Raw genomic sequence first — 15,786 nt, forward strand, 5'->3', positions numbered from 1 at the left:
CGGCCACCGGCGTCCGCCCTAGGATGGTCCCGTGGTCCGGGACGGCACCGGTGCGGGCACCGGCGGAAGCGGGGACGAGGACGCGGCGGAGGTCTTCGAGGAGCACCGTCCGGTCCTGCTCTCGGTGGCCTACCGCATGCTCGGCCGGGTGGCCGACGCCGAGGACGTCGTGCAGGAGACCTGGCTGCGCTGGTACGCGGCCGACCGCCCGGCCGTGCGCGAACCCCGCGCCTATCTGGTGCGCGCCGCCACCCGTCTCGCCGTCGACCGGCTGCGCCGGATCCATGCCCGGCGCGAGGCGTATGTGGGGCCCTGGCTGCCGGAACCGCTGGTCACCGACTACGTCCGCACCGTCCCGGACGGGACCGAGCGGGTGCTGCTCGCCGAGTCGGTCTCCCTGGCGGTGCTGGTCGTCCTGGAGTCGCTCTCCCCGCTGGAGCGGACGGTGTTCGTGCTGCGCGAGGCGTTCGGGCTCCCCTACGGTGAGATCGCCGGGACTCTGGACCGGAGCGAGGCGGCGGTGCGGCAGCTCGCCGTGCGCGCCCGCCGTCATGTCGCCGAGCGCGTCCCGCGCTTCGACGTCGACCCCGCGCAGCGGAGGAAACTGACCGAGCGCTTCCTGGCAGCCGCCCTGGAGGGCGATCTGGAGGGGCTGCTGGCCCTTCTGGCCTCGGACGCGCGGCTGGTGGGCGATGGCGGCGGCCGGGCGAAGGCGCCGCTGCGGACCATCCTCGGCGCCGACAAGGTGGCACGTTTCACGGTCGCGGTCATCCGGACCCCGGTCCGGGACCTGGAGATCGTTCCGCTGGAGGTCAACGGCGGTCCCGCCCTGCTCGCCACCGCCGGCGGCCGCCCGTACGCCGTCCTCGCGCTGGAGACGGCGGGCGGTCTCATCCACTCCGTCCACCTCATCAGCAACCCGGACAAGCTGGCTCACCTGGCCCCTCCGGTCCGCCCGGTCCGCCCGATGCCCTGACCGCGCCGGTGCCGCCGCCGCTCACAGTCCGCCGCTCACCCGCAGCACCGCGCCCGTGGTGTACGAGGCCTCCGGCGACAGCAGCCAGGCGACCGCCCCGGCCACCTCCTCCGCCTCCCCGGGGCGGCCCATCGGGATGACCCCGGCCTTGCGCCACGGACGCTGCGGGTCGCCCATCGTGGCGTGCATGTCGGTGAGGATCGCCCCGGGCTGCACGGAGTTGACCCGCACCCCGTCCGGGCCCAGCTCCTTGGCCAGCCCGACCGTCATGGCGTCCAGCGCCGCCTTCGTCGCGGCGTAGTGGACGTACTCACCGGGGCTGCCGAGGGTGGCCGCGCACGAGGAGACCGTGACGATCGCGCCGCCGTTTCCCCCGTACCGCGTGGACAGCTCGCGCGCGGCCCGCCGCGCGCACAGCAGTGTCCCCATGACGTTGACGTCCACCACCCGGCGCATCACCTCCGTGGCGGTCTCGGTGAACCTGCCCAGCGGACCGGTGATCCCGGCGTTGAGGACCGCGCCCGTGACGGGCCCCAGCCGGGCGGCCGTCTCCTCGAAGAGGGTGTCGACCTCGCTCTCGACACTGGTGTCCAGCTGTACGGCGATCGCCTCGGCGCCCGCGGCCCGTACCTCCTCCACCGTCCGGCCGGCCGCCTCGGCCGACCGCTCGTAGCCGACGGCGACGTCATGTCCGGCCCGCGCCAGCCGCCGGGCGACGGCCGCTCCTATACCGCGGCTCCCGCCGGTGACGATCGTTACCTGCCGTGCCATGCCGTTCTCCCTCGCTCGCCGCCGGACCGCCGGATACGACAGCCGGGGAATATGATCGATCATTCACGGGGAGGGGCGCCAGTGGGCTGATTGGTCTTGACCAAGTGACCGGTGCATCCCTATCGTCGGCATACGCAAGGACCTTTAAAAAACAAGCGCACGTAAAACCGGCAGGACACGGCGACTGCGGAGGCAAGGGTGGGGACCACGCAACTGGAGACGGTGCCGGAGCCGAAGTACTGGCATCTCCGGACGGTGCTGTCGAACGCGCTCGACTCGGAGTTCGAGGTGGGGGAGATCCTGCCGAACGAACGGGAGCTGGCCGCACGCTTCGGCGTCGCCCGGGCCACGCTCCGCCAGGCGCTGGAGCAGCTGGAGCTGGAGGGCCGTCTCCAGCGTCGCCGCGGGGTGGGCACCACCGTCGCGCCGCCGCGTGTGGGCGTGGAGGTGAACCCCACCCGGCACAGCTGGCCCGGTGCCCCGGGGGACGCCTGGCAGACCGAGGGCTGCGCGGAGGACGTGCCGCCCGCCGTGGTGGGCAGGGCGCTCGGCAGGGGCGACGAGAAGGTGTACACCGTGCACCGGGTCCGTACGGTGCACGGCCAGCCGGTCGCCACCGAGCTGCTGTACGTACCGCCGGCCTCCGTGCCGGGGCTGTCCGGCATCGCCGGCCTGGAGACCGACGCGGGTGTCGCCCGAGGCCGGGCCGTTCTGCGCGAGCTGCAGCGCCTCGAACTGGGCGGTCAGGAGCGGACGGTGGAGCTGGGTTCGGCCCGCGCGGAAGACGCCAAGCGGCTCGACCGCCTGCCCGGCGCGCCCGTCCTCGTCCTCACCACCCGCTATCTCGCCGCGGGCGGCACGGCGGCGGTCGCGGTCTCCACCTACCGGGCCGACACCTGCCGGCTGACCTTCGGGGAATCCGCCGGCACCGGTCTGCTGGCGGCGGGCTGACGGCTCACCGGCCGGATCCCGGCGGGGTGCGGGGGCGCCTTCCCTGTCCAGGGAAGGCGCCCCCGCACGTATGTCCGCTGTCCGCGCGGAGCAGGCCTCAGCGGGGCCCGGCGGAGCCCGGCACCCTCGGTGCTCCAGTGCCCTCGGTGCTCCAGCGCCCTCAGCGCCCTCAAAAGGGCCCGGTGCCCTCCACGGTGAACAGTTCCTCCTCGACATGGCCGAGGGCCAGCCGCAGCGCGCCGGTCGTGATGGCCTCGCCGGCCAGCAGGGACAGCTCCACCCGCGGCGGCCGCAGACAGTAGCGGGCCAGTTCGCGGCGGAGCGGATCCAGCACGTCGTCCAGCCCGGTGGCCCAGCCGCCGACGACCACCAGCTCGGGATCCAGGGCCAGCACCAGCGCCGCCACGTCGTGCACCAGCCGCCGGTTGAACCGCTCCACGGCCCGCTGTGCCCGCGCGTCGCCCTCCCGCGCCAGTGCGAACACCTCCGCCACCGCCGCCTCGTCCAGCGGGTGAAGTGGTTCGCCGGTGGTGGACAGCAGTCGCTCCGGAGTGGCCTCACGGCCCAGCAGGTGCAGCGCGCCGATCTCTCCGGCCGCGCCGCCGAACCCGCGGTGCAGGCGTCCGCCGATCAGTGAGCCGGCACCCGGGCTCAGCCCGGCCAGGACGAACACCATGTCGCCGGAACCGGCCGCCACTCCCTTCCAGTGCTCGGCCAGCGCGGCGGCGTTCGCGTCGTTCTCCACCAGCACCGGGCAGCGGAACGAGCGCCGCAGCCGTTCGCCCAGGGGCAGTCCGGTCCAGCCCGGCAGTGCCGTGCACAGCCGTACCGTGCCGTCGGACTCCACGATTCCGGGGCTGCCCACCCCCACCGCCCGCAGAGTGCTGCGCGGCACCTCACAGGTACGCAGCAGTTCGGCGACGGTACCGCGTACCCGCTCCAGCCGCTCGTCGGCGGTGGCATGCTCGGACACCTCCCGCCCGAGCATGCCCAGCCGGTGCCCCGACAGATCGGCGAGGACGGCGGCCACCCGGTGCGGGCCTATCTCGACGCCGAGCAGATGGCCCGCCTCGGCGCGGAAACGGTAGCGGCGCGCCGGCCGGCCCTGTCGCCGGACGTCACCGGGACCCACCGCCGCCTCGGCCACCAGCCCGGCCGTCACCAACTGCTCCACCACGCCCTCGACCGTCGGCCGGGACAACTCCGTGGCCTGGGACAGGTCGGACAGGGTGGGTGCGCCGTCGGCGGCGCGCAGCGCGCGCAGAACGACCGTGGAGTTGATCCTGCGCAGCAGGGAGGGATCCCTGCCGGTGAGCCGCCCCAACGTCCGCCTCCTGGGAAGTGCGCATCTGTGGGCGGATCGTATCCGGTGAGCGGCAGGGCGGCGAGAGCCAGGGCGGGAGAGCCACGGAGGGCCCGGCCCCGGCCCGTCCCGCTCAGCCCGGCACGACGAAGCCCGACTCGTAGGCGGTGATCACCGCCTGAGTTCGGTCGCGCGCTCCCAGCTTCGACAGCACCGAGCTGACGTGCGACTTCACCGTCTCGGTACCCAGTACCAGCCGGCCGGCGATCTCCGCGTTCGACAGCCCTCGTGCCATCAGCCGCAACACCTCCTGTTCCCGCACGGTCAGCGCGGCCCGTTCCAGTACCCGCCGGGACCGTTCGTTGCCGCGTCCGACGGCCAGCCGCCGCAGGGCGGCGGGAAAGAGCAGTGACTCGCCCTCCGCCACCAGCCGCACCGCGTGCGCGATCTCCGCCGGACGCGCCCGCTTCAGCAGGAAGCCGTCCGCCCCGGCACGCAGCGCCTCGTAGACGTAGGCGTCCTCCTCGAAGGTAGTGATCACCAGGATGCCCGGCGGTTCGGGCACCGACCGCAGGACCGCACGGGTCGCCTCGATGCCGTCCAGCAACGGCATCCGCACATCCATGGCCACCACATCCGGCCGCAGCCTGCGCACCAGGGGGACGACCGCCACGCCGTCGGCGGCCTCGCCGACGACCTCGATGTCCGGCTGGGCGTCGAGGATCGCCCGCAGCCCGGCGCGTACCAGTTCCTCGTCGTCGACGAGCAGCACCGTGACAGCCATTCCGTCACCCCCGCGTGTATCCGCCCAGGGGGAGGCGGACCTCCAGCCGCCACTCGTCCCCGGCCGGCCCGGCCTCCGCCGCACCGCCCAGCAGCGCGGCCCGCTCACGGATGCCGCGCAGTCCGCTGCCGGTGCCCGTCGGCGGGGACGGCTCGGGCAGCGGATTGCGCACCGCCAGCCGCAGCTCCTCCCCGGTGGCGGCCACCCGCACCGCCACGGGAACGGGGCCCGCGTGCCGCAGCACATTGGTCAGCGCCTCCTGGAGGATGCGGTAGCCCTCCCGGGAGATCACCGCCGGTACGGCATCCAGCCCGCCGCCGGTCTCCGCGGTGACCAGGGCGCCCGAGGCCCGTGCCGACTCCAGCAGGCGTGAGGCGTCCTCCAGCTTCGGCGGCTTCCCGGCGGTCCGCGCCTCGTCGTCCTCCCGCAGCAGCCGCAGTACCCGCTCCAGGTCCTCCAGGGCCCGCCGGCCGGTCTCCTCTATCGCGGTCAGTGCCCGCTCGGTGAACCGGGCCGACCCGGCGGCCCGGGCCGCACCCGCCTGGACGACGGTGGTGGTCAGGGCGTGGCCGATCGAGTCGTGCAGTTCGCGGGCGAGCCGGTTGTGCTCCAGCAGCCGCTCGGTGCGCTGCTCCAGGGCGGCCAGCCGCTCGGCCGCCGAGGGCGCCAGCAACCGTCTGGCCAGGGCGGCCGTCAGTGCCCCCGACGAGACGACCAGGACCAGCAGGAGCAGCGGCGGCAGCGGTGCCAGCAGGGCGTACCAGCCGCCGAGGACGAAGGCCAGGTGCCATGCCGGTATGAGCAGCCAGACGGACAGCACCGTCAGAGGCAGACCCAGCGCCACTCGCAGCGCCAGCCACAGCGCCGTGCGCCACCGGTCGGGCCAGGAGCCCGAAGGTGTCACCGCGATCCCCGTCTCCGCGGCGGCGGGGCCCAGCGGCTCGCGCTGCCCGGGGACGAGCATCAGACGGGCCTGGATGCCCTCGGCCTGCCGCAGCACCGGCACCCCCAGGCCGAAGACCGCGGCCAGCCCGACGGGCACCGCCATGGCCCGCAGCCACTGCCACGTGGGGGCGTCCTCGAGTCCGGGGAAGACCATCATCACGACCATCGCCACCAGCCCTGCCAGCATCAGATGCAGCCAGCGGGTGTAGGTGACCGTCCGTGCCGATGCCTGCACCAGTGCGCGGAGGGGAGCCGGAAGGCGAAGGGACATACCGCCATCGTGCCAGCGTGCGCGATCACCGCGCCTCCCCCGCACGGGGGAGACCGAACCCACGGACGGGGGAAGCGGCAGGCCTCCGCCGGGCGGCAGCGTGGTGACCATGACCGCGATCGAACTGTGTGAGCTGACCAAGGAGTACGGCAGGGGCGGGAAGGCCGTCCGCGCCCTGGACGGACTCACCGTGACCGTCCGCCCCGGCACTGTCACCGGATTCCTCGGTCCCAACGGCGCCGGCAAGTCCACCACCATGCGCATCGTCCTCGGCCTGGACCGGCCCACCTCGGGCACCGCCCTGCTGGACGGCCGCCCGTACGGGGCGCGCCCCGAACCGCTGCGGCGGGTCGGCGCGCTGCTGGACGCCGGGGCAGCACACCCCGGGCGCACCGCCCGCGACCATCTGCGCGTTCTGGCGAGCAGCAACCGCATCCCCGACCGGCGGGTCGCGCAGGTACTGGAGGAGACGGGGATGGCACCCGCCGCCCGGCGCCGGGTGCGGACCTTCTCCCTGGGCATGCGGCAGCGGCTGGGCATAGCCGCAGCACTGCTGGGGGACCCACCGGTGCTGCTGCTCGACGAACCGGTCAACGGGCTGGATCCCGAGGGGATGGTCTGGCTCCGTGGGCTGGTGAGGCGGCTGGCGGACGAGGGCCGCACGGTGCTGGTCTCCAGCCATCTGATGGGAGAGGTCGCGCGGATCGCCGACCGGGTCGTCGTGCTCGGAGCGGGACGCCTGCTGGCCGACGCGGCGCTGGAGGACTTCCTGCGCGAGCACGGCGATCCGGCGGAGCCGGACTCGCTGGAGGCGGCGTATCTGCGGCTGACCGCCGGCGCCACGCGCCACCGGACGAAGAAGGAGGTGTGAGAGGTGAAGGACACACCGTTCACCGCCGTGCTCCGGTCGGAGTGGCTCAAGGTCCGTACAGCACCCTCGCTGGCGGGCAGCCTTCTGGCCGTCCTGGTCGCCACGGTCGGCGTCGGCGCCCTGATCACCGGCTTTCTCGGTGAGGCCGAGAGCGACAACCCGGGCTTCGAGCCGGTCTCCTTCGCCTTCTTCGGGCTCAACTTCGGACAGGTGGCCGCTATCTGTCTCGGTGTGCTGGCCGTCGCGGGGGAGTACGCACACGGCACCATCCACCTCTCGCTGGCGGCCGTGCCCAACCGGGAGATGTTCTACGGCGCCAAGCTCGCCGTCCTCGGCGGTCTCGCCCTCGCCGTCGGTCTGCCCACCGGTCTGATCACCGTGGTGATCGGCCAGACGCTGCTGGGCGAACACGGAGTCGGGATCGGTGATCCCGGAGTGCTGCGGGCCGGGATCGGCTGCGGGATCTACCTCACCCTGCTGACCTTGCTGGCAGTCGGTGTCACCGCAGTGCTGCGGAGCACGGTGGGTGCTCTGGGAATGCTCGTGCCGCTGATCTTCCTGATATCGCCGGTGGTGGGGCCGGACGTGTGGTTCCTGCCGGACCGGGCCGGGCAGCAGGTGCTGCACCCGGTCCCCGAGGGGCCGTTGGGGGCGTGGAGCGGGATGGCGGTGATGGCCGTCTGGACGGCGGCGGCCCTCTGCGCGGGGCTGGCCGTACTGCGCCGCCGTGACGCCTGAGAGCGTCGGAGGTGGCCGACACCCCCTCGGACACCCCTGTCCGACGCCCGGCTTCTGACGGCGGTGGGGACAGGGACGGAGAGTCCGACGGCGCCGACGGCGGCGGGACCGGGCTGCCGCCGTCAGGAGTGTCAGGAGGGGACGCCGAAGGCGGCCGTCCGCAGTCGGCCGAACTCCTCGGCCATCGTCTCCAGCGTCCAGTGGGCGTTGAGGCCGCTGGGGTTGGGCAGCACCCAGATCCGGGTGCCGCCGATCACCGCCTCCTGCGGGCCGATCCGCGCCTTTCTGTCGCCGAAGGCGGCCCGGTAGGCGGTCACCCCGACCACCGCCAGCCACGCCGGGCGCAGCCGGGTGACCTTCTCGGTCAGCACCCGCCCGCCCTCGGTGTACTCCTCGGCGGTCAGTTCGTCGGCACGGGCGGTGGGCCGGGGCGAGATGTTGGTGATGCCCAGGCCGTACTCCAGCAGCTCACGCTGTTCGGACGGCTTCAGCCGCCTCGGGGTAAAACCCGAGGCGTGCAGCACCGGCCAGAAGCGGTTGCCGGGATGGGCGAAGTGGTGCCCCAGCCGGGCGGTCGTCAGCCCGGGGTTTATCCCGCAGAAGAGCACCCGCAGTTCCTCGGCCACCACATCCGGGACGGTGCGGGCACGCAGCTCCTCCATCTCCTCCCCGGACATCCCCCGCCCCGGGGGCGGCGTCCCGGGGGTCAGAGGATCGCCCCGGGGGTGTAGGCGGCGGCCTCCGGACGCCGCTTGGCGATCTCCTCGATCCGGGCCACCACCGAGGCGACCTGGTCACCGGCGGCACCGGTGAAGGACAACCGGTCGGCCAGCAGGGTGTCCAGTTGCCCCCGGTCCAGCGGGAGGCGCTCGTCGGCGGCGAGCCGGTCCAGCAGTTCGTTGCGCTCGGCTCCCTCGCGGAGTGCCAGCGCCGAGGCGACCGCGTGCTCCTTGATGGCCTCATGGGCACTCTCCCGGCCCACCCCGGCCCGTACCGCGCCCATCAGCACCTTGGTGGTGGCCAGGAACGGCAGATAGCGGTCCAGCTCGCGGGCCACGACCGCAGGGAACGCGCCGAACTCGTCCAGTACCGTCAGGAAGGTCTCCAGCAGGCCGTCAAAGGCGAAGAAGGCGTCCGGCAGGGCGACCCGGCGCACCACCGAGCAGGAGACGTCTCCCTCGTTCCACTGGTCGCCCGCCAGTTCCCCGGCCATGGAGGCGTAGCCGCGCAGGATGACGGCCAGTCCGTTGACGCGCTCGCAGGAGCGGGTGTTCATCTTGTGCGGCATCGCCGAGGAACCGACCTGGCCCGGCTTGAAGCCCTCGGTGACCAGCTCGTGGCCGGCCATCAGCCGGATCGTCCTCGCCAGGGAGGAGGGCGCGGCGGCCAGCTGGACCAGCGCGGTCACCACCTCGTAGTCCAGCGACCGCGGATAGACCTGGCCGACGGAGGTGAAGGTGTGCCCGAAGCCGAGATGGGCGGCGATCCGCCGTTCCAGCTCGGCCAGCTTCTCCCCGTCCCCGCCCAGCAGGTCCAGCATGTCCTGGGCGGTGCCCACCGGGCCCTTGACGCCGCGCAGCGGGTAGCGGGCCAGCAACTCCTCCAGCCGGGCGTGTGCCACCAGCAGCTCGTCGGCGGCGGTCGCGAAGCGCTTGCCCAGCGTGGTGGCCTGCGCGGCGACATTGTGGGACCGGCCGGCCATCACCAGTTCGGAGTGCTCGGCGGCCAGCCTGCCGAGCCGGGCCAGCGCGGCGACGGTGCGGTCGCGCACCAGCTCCAGCGACAGCCGGATCTGCAGCTGCTCGACGTTCTCGGTCAGATCACGGGAGGTCATGCCCTTGTGCACGTGCTCATGCCCGGCCAGCGCGTTGAACTCCTCGATCCGCGCCTTCACATCGTGCCGGGTGACCTTCTCGCGCCCGGCGATCGAGGCGAGGTCGACCTCCTCCAGCACCCGCTCGTAGTCGGCCAGCGCCGCCTCGGGCACCTCGATGCCCAGATCCCGCTGGGCCCGCAGCACGGCCAGCCACAACCGCCGCTCCAGCACCACCTTGTGCTCGGGAGACCACAGGCGGGCCAGTTCCGCGGAGGCGTAGCGGTTGGCCAGGACGTTGGGGATGCGCGGCTTGTCAGTCACACCCGGGGATTCTACGGGGTGTCCTCGCAGGCCAGGGGCATCGGTCCGGACACCGGACGCCCCGCCCGGTCCGGGGCCGCCGCCGCCGGGGCCGGGGCCAGCGGTGCCAGTTCGGGCCGCTTGGGCAGGCGCCCGTCACCCGAGGATCTGCCGGTCAGCCTCCGGCCGATCCACGGCAGCAGATGCTGCCGTGCGAAGCGCAGGTCGGCGGTGCGGCGCCGGTACCAGCCGGGCAGGACGGCCGGTGGCAGGGGCGCGTGCCAGTCCGCCCCGGCCTCGTGCCCCAGCCGCTGCCAGACGGCCTCGGCCACCCGCTCGTGCCCCTCGGAGGACAGATGCAGCCGGTCGTCGGCCCACAGCCGGGGATCACCCAGCGCCTCACAGCCGTACAGGTCCACCACCAGCGCCCCGTGTTCCTCGGCCAGGACGTCGATGAAGTCGAACAGCTGCTCCATACGGACCCGGTACCGCTCCAGCACCGGTCCGCGCCGTCCGGGGCTGTGCATCAGCACCAGACGTCCGCAGTTCGGGGCGAGCTTGGCGACCGACTCCGCCAGCAGCCCGCACACCCGTCCCATGTCGCACTTCGGGCGCAGCACGTCGTTGAGGCCGCCGACCAGTGTCACCAGGTCCGCGCCCAGCGCGGCGGCGGCGTCCACCTGCTCGTCGGCGATCTGCCCGATCAGCTTTCCGCGCACTGCCAGGTTGGCGTACCGGAAGCCCTCGGTGCGGGCGGCCAGCCGGTTGGCGAGCAGATCGGCCCAGCCCCGGTAGCTGCCGTCCGGGAGCAGATCCGACATGCCCTCGGTGAAGGAGTCCCCCAGGGCGGCGAAACTGGTGATGACGGGCGGGGCGGGCACTTCGGGTGTGCTGTCAGTTGAGCTGTTCATGGCGCAGGCCATGGTAACCAACCGCCCGGTACCCGCCCCGGCCAGCCGCCTCCCGTCACCGTCCCGTTCTCACCGCCCGGCTACCTGCCCACCAGCTCGCGCAGCACGTCCTCCATGGTGACCAGCCCGACCGCCCGGCCATCCGTACCGATCACCGCCGCGAGATGCGTACCGCTGCTGCGCATCGCGCCCAGCACGTCGTCCAGCGGGGTGGTCGCCCGCACCCGGGCAATCGGCCGCAACGCGGCGGCCGGGAACGGCACCTCGCGGTGCACGGCGTCGAGCGCGTCCTTGACGTGCAGGTAGCCCAGCGCCCGGCCGCCGTCGTCCACCACCGGGAAACGGGAGAAGCCGCTGCGCGAGGAGAGCTGCTCCAGGCCCTCGGCGGTGACCCCGAGCTGGGCGGAGACCACGCGCTCGGTGGGCCGCACGACCTCGGCCACCGGGCGGCGCCCCAGCTCCAGCGCGTCGCGCAGCCGCTCCGTCGCGCGCTCGTCCAGCAGTCCGGCCTCGCTGGAGTCCGCCACCAGCCGCGCCAGCTCGTCGTCGGAGTACGTCGCGGACACCTCGTCCTTGGGCTCGACCCGCAGCAGCTTCAGCAGGGCGTTCGCCAGCGCGTTGATACCGAAGATCACCGGGCGCAGGGTCCGGGTGAGGCCGACCAGCGGCGGGCCCAGCACCAGCGCGGTGCGCTCGGGCGCCGCCAGCGCGATGTTCTTCGGCACCATCTCGCCGAACAGCATGTGCAGATAGGTCGCCACCGCCAGCGCGATCACGAAGGCGATCGGATGGATGAGGCCGTCCGGTACGCCCGCGAGGTGGAAGGCCGGTTCCAGCAGGTGCGCGATCGCGGGTTCGGCGACCACCCCCAGCACCAGTGTGCACAGGGTGATGCCCAGCTGGGCCGCGGCCATCAGGGCCGACACGTGCTCCAGACCCCACACCACACTGCGCGCCCGCTTCTCGCCCCGTTCGGCGAGCGGCTCGATCTGGCTGCGCCGTACGGAGATCATCGCGAACTCGGCGCCCACGAAGAAGGCGTTGGCGACCAGCGTCAGCAGGCCGATCAGCAGTTGGACGGCGGTCACCGGCGCACCCCCCGGTCGTCACGGGAGCGCTCGCCGCGTTCCCGTTCCCGTTCGTGTTCTTGTTCCCGCTCCTCGCGGTCCCGGCCACCGGAGACGGTGCCGACGGCCTCGGCGCCGTGATGACGGCCGCCGCTGTAGTGGTGTTCGGCGCCGTAGGGGTCGTGGTCCCGCTCGGCCGGAGCGGTCAGCCGCACATGGGCGGCCCGCCGCCCGGACGCGTCCACGACCTGGAGCCGCCAGCCGGCCACCTCCAGAAGGTCGCCCACCACCGGGATCCGCCCCAGTTCGGTGGCGACCAGCCCGGCCAGGGTCTCGTACGGGCCCTCCGGAGCGCGCAGCCCGATGGTCTCGAGCTGGTCGGTACGGGCCGCGCCGTCCGCGTCGTAGACCATGCGGCCCTGCCCGTCCTCGCCCGCCGGGACGAGGTCGGGGGTCTGGAGCGGATCGTGCTCGTCGCGGACCTCCCCCACGACTTCCTCGATGATGTCCTCCAGGGTGGCGACTCCGGCCGTGCCGCCGTACTCGTCGATCACCACGGCGATGCTGTTCTTCCCCGACAGCCGGTCCAGCAGCCGGTCGACGGTCAGCGACTCGGGCACCAGGACCGGCTCGCGCAGCAGCTCCGTGACCGGATGGTGGGGGCGGCGGTCGGCGGGTACGGCGAGCACGTCCTTGAGATGGGCGACGCCGACCACGGTGTCGAGGTTGCCGCGGTAGACGGGGAAGCGGGACAGCCCGGTCGCCCGGGCGGCGTTCGCCACGTCCTGGGCGGTGGTGTGCTCCTCCAGCGCCGTCACCTGCACCCGCGGTGTCATCACGCTCTGCGCGGTCAGCTCGGCCAGCTGGATGGTACGGACGAACAGCTCGGCGGTGTCCGCCTCCAGCGCGCCCTCCTTAGCCGAATGACGGGCGAGCGCGACCAGCTCCTGGGGGGAGCGGGCCGAGGCCAGTTCCTCGGTGGGCTCCAGGTCCAGCCGGTGCAGCACCCGGTTCGCGGTGTTGTTCAGATGGGTGATCAGCGGCCGGAAGGCGGCACTGAAGCCGCGCTGGACCACGGCGACCCTGCGGGCCACCGGCAGCGGCCGGGAGATCGCCCAGTTCTTCGGCACCAGCTCGCCGACGACCATCAGCAGCACGGTGGACAGCGCGGTGCCCAGCACCAGGGCCACCGAGGAGGCCGCCGACTGGGGCAGTCCGGCGGCCCCCAGCGGGCCGGCCAGCAGCCGGGCGGTCGAGGGCTCGGCGAGCATGCCGATGATCAACCCGGTCACGGTGATGCCGAGCTGGGCGCCGGAAAGCTGGAAGGTGAGTGACCGCACCGCCTTGAGGGCGCTGTCCGCGCCCGGCTCGCCGCGCTCGGCGGACCGCTCCAGTTCGCTGCGCTCCACGGTGGTCAGCGAGAACTCGGCCGCGACGAAGACGGCGCACGCCAGGGTCAGCAGCAGGGCCAGCAGCAGGAGGAGGACTTCGGTCATGAGGTCACCCCCGCCCCGTGATCCGAGAACGCGGGGCGCTCCGCGCGGTGGTCGTGGCGGGTTCTACTACTGGGAGGCTCGCCCATGGGCGGACGTTCACACACCTTTCTTTCGCACACGCGGGGCAACGCGCGATGGACTGTCCATCGTAAGCGAGCCGCCGTTCGCTGCCCGGCGCGGCGCCCGGCTCAGTATCCGGCGCGGCCCGGTGGCAGCGGTCTCACCCAGCGGCTCCACCGGTCCTGCCGGGCGTACCCCGCGGCGTGCCACGCCCGGTGGGCCGGTTCGTTGTGGTCGAGCACCATGGCGTCGGCGCGCCGGCCGCCCAGCGCGGCGAACCGCTCCTCGGCCGCGGCCAGCAGCGCCGAGGCCACCCCGCGGCGGCGGTGCGACGGGCGGACCGCGAGCCGGTACAGATGGCACCGCCAGCCGTCGAAGCCCGCGATCACCGTGCCCACCAGGAGTTTCCCGTGCTCGGCCAGCAGCAGTGCCCGGGGATCCCGTTCGAGCAGCCGGGCCACGCCCGCCCGGTCGTCGCTGATGCTCGTCCCCTCGGCGGCCTCCTTCCAGAAGACCAGGACGGTGTCGATGTCCGCCTCGGCGGCCGTACGTATCCGGAGTCCGGAGGTGTGCGGGGAGTCGCTCATGGCGGCATTCCACCACCGGCCGGGGGCGGGACGCACGGAGTTCCGCCGTGCGGACGGCGGGCCGGGGTGGTCAGGCGCCCCGCAGCTCCCTGAGCACCGGGGCGAAGGTCTCCAGCGCCGGTTCGTGCACGCAGAAGTAGGTGAAGCCGTAGCGCTCGCGGTGGACGAGCACCTGATCGGCCATCTCCGCGGTGCTGCCGCAGAGCAGGGCGGGATGCTCCAGGAGTTCGTCCTCGGACAGTCCCATGGCGTGCGGGACCAGCTCGCGGGCCGCAGCACGCCGGTCGTCGGTGACCGTCACCTGCTGGACCAGGAAGTTCAGCTCGGCGGGCGCCTCCCGGTCGGCGGCGAGACGCCGGTAGGCGGCCACCCGCTGCTCCAGCTCGCCGGGGGAGAGCAACCGCAGGACGCCGTCCGGCGCGCCGGGCAGCTGCCGTCCGCCGGTGAAGGCGGCGATGTCCGCGCGGCGGGCGGCCAGCGTCAGCACCCGGTCGCCGTTGCCGCCGATCAGCAGCGGTGGCCGGGGGCGCTGCTCGGGTGCCGGTACGTGCTCGGGGTCGGCCAGCAGCCGTTCCAGTTCGTCGACGGTGTGCTCCAGATGGTCCACCCGCTCGCCCGGCGACCCCCAGGGCAGGCCGGCACGCTCGTACTCGGAGCGTACGTACCCGGTGCCCAGGCCCACCTCCAGACGGCCGCCGGTGAGCCGGTCGCAGGTGGCGATCTCGCGGGCGAGGAGGGCGGGGTTCCAGAAGCCCGCGTTGAGGACGAAGGTGCCCACCCGGGGCCGTTCGGTCGCCTCGGCCGCGGCGGTCAGGGCCGGGAACGGCGCGGGTGCCCCCAGGTGATCGGGCACCAGTAGTACGTCGTAGCCCAGTTCCTCGGCGCGGCGGCACTTGTCGCGCCAGGCGTCGCCGGAGTCGACGACGGCGAGGTTGACGCCGAAGCGGAACGGTCGGGGCATCCGGTTGTCCTCCTCCAGGCCGGGAGTTCGGGGTCAGGGGCCGGGCCGGCGGGCCCGGGCGGAGCCGGTCTCAGGACTGCCGGGTGGGCTCGAAGCGCTTCATGCGCTCCAGGACCGCCTCCGCGCTGGGATCGGGCATCTCGTCGACGATCCGTCCGTCGGCGAGGAAGAGCACCAGATCGGAGTGGGCCGCGGCGCGCGGGTCATGGGTCACCATCACCACCGTCTGCCCCAGTTCGTCCACGGCCCGCCGCAGGAATCGCAGCAGTTCCAGACCGGAGCGCGAGTCGAGGTTCCCGGTCGGCTCGTCCGCGAAGACCAGCCGGGGCCGGGAGGCCAGCGCGCGGGCGCACGCCACCCGCTGCTGCTGGCCGCCGGAGAGCTGCGACGGCCGGTGTCCCAGGCGGTCCCGCAGCCGGAGCGTGTCGATCACCGTCTCCAGCCACTGCGGATCCGGCCGGCGGCCCGCGATGTCCATGGGCAGGGTGATGTTCTCCCTGGCGGTCAGGGTGGGCAGCAGGTTGAACGACTGGAAGACGAAACCGATCTCGTCCCGCCGCAGCTTCGTCAGCGCCCGGTCGCCGAGCCCGGTGATCTCCGTGCCACCGACCCACACCTGCCCGCGGGTGACCGTGTCCAGCCCGGCCAGGCAGTGCATCAGCGTCGACTTCCCCGAACCGGACGGGCCCATCACCGCCGTGAAGCGGCCCTCGGCGATGTCGACGTCCACGTCGTCCAGCGCCACCACGGTCGCCTCACCACCGCCGTACGTCTTGGTCAGGCCACGGCCCCGGGCGGCGACCCGCCCGTTCTCCGGGGCCTGTCGCGCCTTCTCCGCTGCTGTGGACACCGCACCTCCCGGTCTCGCGGGTCTTGAGGTCGGCTCCCCCGCGGGGAGCCGAGACCTGTGCACTACCCGGTGTGCGGACATCCATCCACCGCGCAGGTCCACGGGGCGCGCTCCGCCGTTCCGGCCGT

16 protein-coding genes are annotated in these 15,786 nt (G+C 73.3%); 4 read left to right on the top strand and 12 right to left on the bottom strand.

Annotated features, from left to right (window positions below):
- The first annotated feature begins 31 nt into the window (after positions 1-31).
- Positions 32-976, top strand: coding sequence for an RNA polymerase sigma-70 factor (locus CUT44_RS01340; protein ID WP_100200221.1), 945 nt, complete (start codon positions 32-34; stop codon positions 974-976).
- A 21-nt stretch (positions 977-997) separates the two neighbouring features.
- Here the strand turns inward: CUT44_RS01340 and CUT44_RS01345 are convergent, their stop codons facing one another.
- Positions 998-1,747 carry an SDR family oxidoreductase gene (locus CUT44_RS01345; RefSeq protein ID WP_100200222.1) on the bottom strand — a complete coding sequence of 250 codons (750 nt, stop codon included), beginning with the start codon at positions 1,745-1,747 and terminating at the stop codon, positions 998-1,000.
- A 198-nt stretch (positions 1,748-1,945) separates the two neighbouring features.
- Between CUT44_RS01345 and CUT44_RS01350 the strand changes: the two genes are divergently transcribed.
- Positions 1,946-2,698 (top strand): GntR family transcriptional regulator, encoded by a 753-nt coding sequence (locus tag CUT44_RS01350; RefSeq protein WP_100200223.1) that lies wholly within the window; start codon positions 1,946-1,948, stop codon positions 2,696-2,698.
- Positions 2,699-2,867: 169 nt separating this feature from the next.
- Here CUT44_RS01350 and CUT44_RS01355 read toward each other — a convergent pair whose 3' ends face one another.
- The 3 genes from CUT44_RS01355 to CUT44_RS01365 all read right to left on the bottom strand — a co-directional run bounded on the left by CUT44_RS01355 (position 2,868) and on the right by CUT44_RS01365 (position 6,001).
- Positions 2,868-4,022 carry an ROK family transcriptional regulator gene (locus CUT44_RS01355; protein WP_100200224.1) on the bottom strand — a complete coding sequence of 385 codons (1,155 nt, stop codon included), beginning with the start codon at positions 4,020-4,022 and terminating at the stop codon, positions 2,868-2,870.
- A gap of 112 nt (positions 4,023-4,134) precedes the next feature.
- Positions 4,135-4,785, bottom strand: a complete 651-nt coding sequence (locus CUT44_RS01360; protein ID WP_100200225.1) for a response regulator transcription factor — start codon at positions 4,783-4,785, stop codon at positions 4,135-4,137.
- Positions 4,786-4,789: 4 nt separating this feature from the next.
- The gene (locus CUT44_RS01365) at positions 4,790-6,001 is read right to left on the bottom strand and encodes a sensor histidine kinase (RefSeq protein WP_100200226.1); all 1,212 of its coding nucleotides are present in this window, start codon (positions 5,999-6,001) and stop codon (positions 4,790-4,792) included.
- Between the two features lie 109 nt (positions 6,002-6,110).
- Here CUT44_RS01365 and CUT44_RS01370 point away from each other — a divergent pair, with 109 nt between their 5' ends.
- Together CUT44_RS01370 and CUT44_RS01375 are read left to right on the top strand one after the other, a co-directional pair.
- Entirely contained in the window at positions 6,111-6,872 is a 762-nt protein-coding gene (locus CUT44_RS01370; protein WP_199185546.1) for an ABC transporter ATP-binding protein, read from the top strand.
- 3 nt (positions 6,873-6,875) lie between these two features.
- Positions 6,876-7,610 carry an ABC transporter permease gene (locus CUT44_RS01375; RefSeq protein ID WP_100200228.1) on the top strand — a complete coding sequence of 245 codons (735 nt, stop codon included), beginning with the start codon at positions 6,876-6,878 and terminating at the stop codon, positions 7,608-7,610.
- 131 nt (positions 7,611-7,741) lie between these two features.
- On the opposite strand, the gene mug is transcribed toward CUT44_RS01375, so the two are convergent.
- The 8 genes from mug to CUT44_RS01415 form a co-directional block, all read right to left on the bottom strand.
- Entirely contained in the window at positions 7,742-8,272 is a 531-nt protein-coding gene (gene mug / locus CUT44_RS01380) for a G/U mismatch-specific DNA glycosylase (protein ID WP_408646695.1), read from the bottom strand.
- 44 nt (positions 8,273-8,316) lie between these two features.
- Positions 8,317-9,747, bottom strand: coding sequence for an adenylosuccinate lyase (purB, locus tag CUT44_RS01385; RefSeq protein WP_100200230.1), 1,431 nt, complete (start codon positions 9,745-9,747; stop codon positions 8,317-8,319).
- An 11-nt stretch (positions 9,748-9,758) separates the two neighbouring features.
- A complete protein-coding gene (locus tag CUT44_RS01390) occupies positions 9,759-10,637 on the bottom strand; it encodes an SGNH/GDSL hydrolase family protein (RefSeq protein ID WP_100200375.1) in 879 nt (292 codons plus the stop codon).
- 80 nt (positions 10,638-10,717) lie between these two features.
- On the bottom strand, positions 10,718-11,725 hold the full coding sequence (locus tag CUT44_RS01395; RefSeq protein ID WP_100200231.1) for a hemolysin family protein: 1,008 nt from the start codon (positions 11,723-11,725) through the stop codon (positions 10,718-10,720).
- Complete coding sequence (locus CUT44_RS01400; protein WP_100200232.1) at positions 11,722-13,200, bottom strand: hemolysin family protein; 1,479 nt, start codon at positions 13,198-13,200, stop codon at positions 11,722-11,724. The genes CUT44_RS01395 and CUT44_RS01400 overlap by 4 nt, the downstream gene beginning before the upstream one ends.
- A gap of 188 nt (positions 13,201-13,388) precedes the next feature.
- Positions 13,389-13,847 (bottom strand): GNAT family N-acetyltransferase, encoded by a 459-nt coding sequence (locus tag CUT44_RS01405; RefSeq protein ID WP_100200233.1) that lies wholly within the window; start codon positions 13,845-13,847, stop codon positions 13,389-13,391.
- Between the two features lie 70 nt (positions 13,848-13,917).
- On the bottom strand, positions 13,918-14,808 hold the full coding sequence (locus tag CUT44_RS01410) for an LLM class F420-dependent oxidoreductase (RefSeq protein ID WP_100200234.1): 891 nt from the start codon (positions 14,806-14,808) through the stop codon (positions 13,918-13,920).
- 70 nt (positions 14,809-14,878) lie between these two features.
- On the bottom strand, positions 14,879-15,658 hold the full coding sequence (locus CUT44_RS01415; protein ID WP_233221084.1) for an ABC transporter ATP-binding protein: 780 nt from the start codon (positions 15,656-15,658) through the stop codon (positions 14,879-14,881).
- Positions 15,659-15,786 lie beyond the last annotated feature (128 nt).

The organism is Streptomyces carminius (assembly GCF_002794255.1).
GTDB lineage: Bacteria > Actinomycetota > Actinomycetes > Streptomycetales > Streptomycetaceae > Streptomyces > Streptomyces carminius.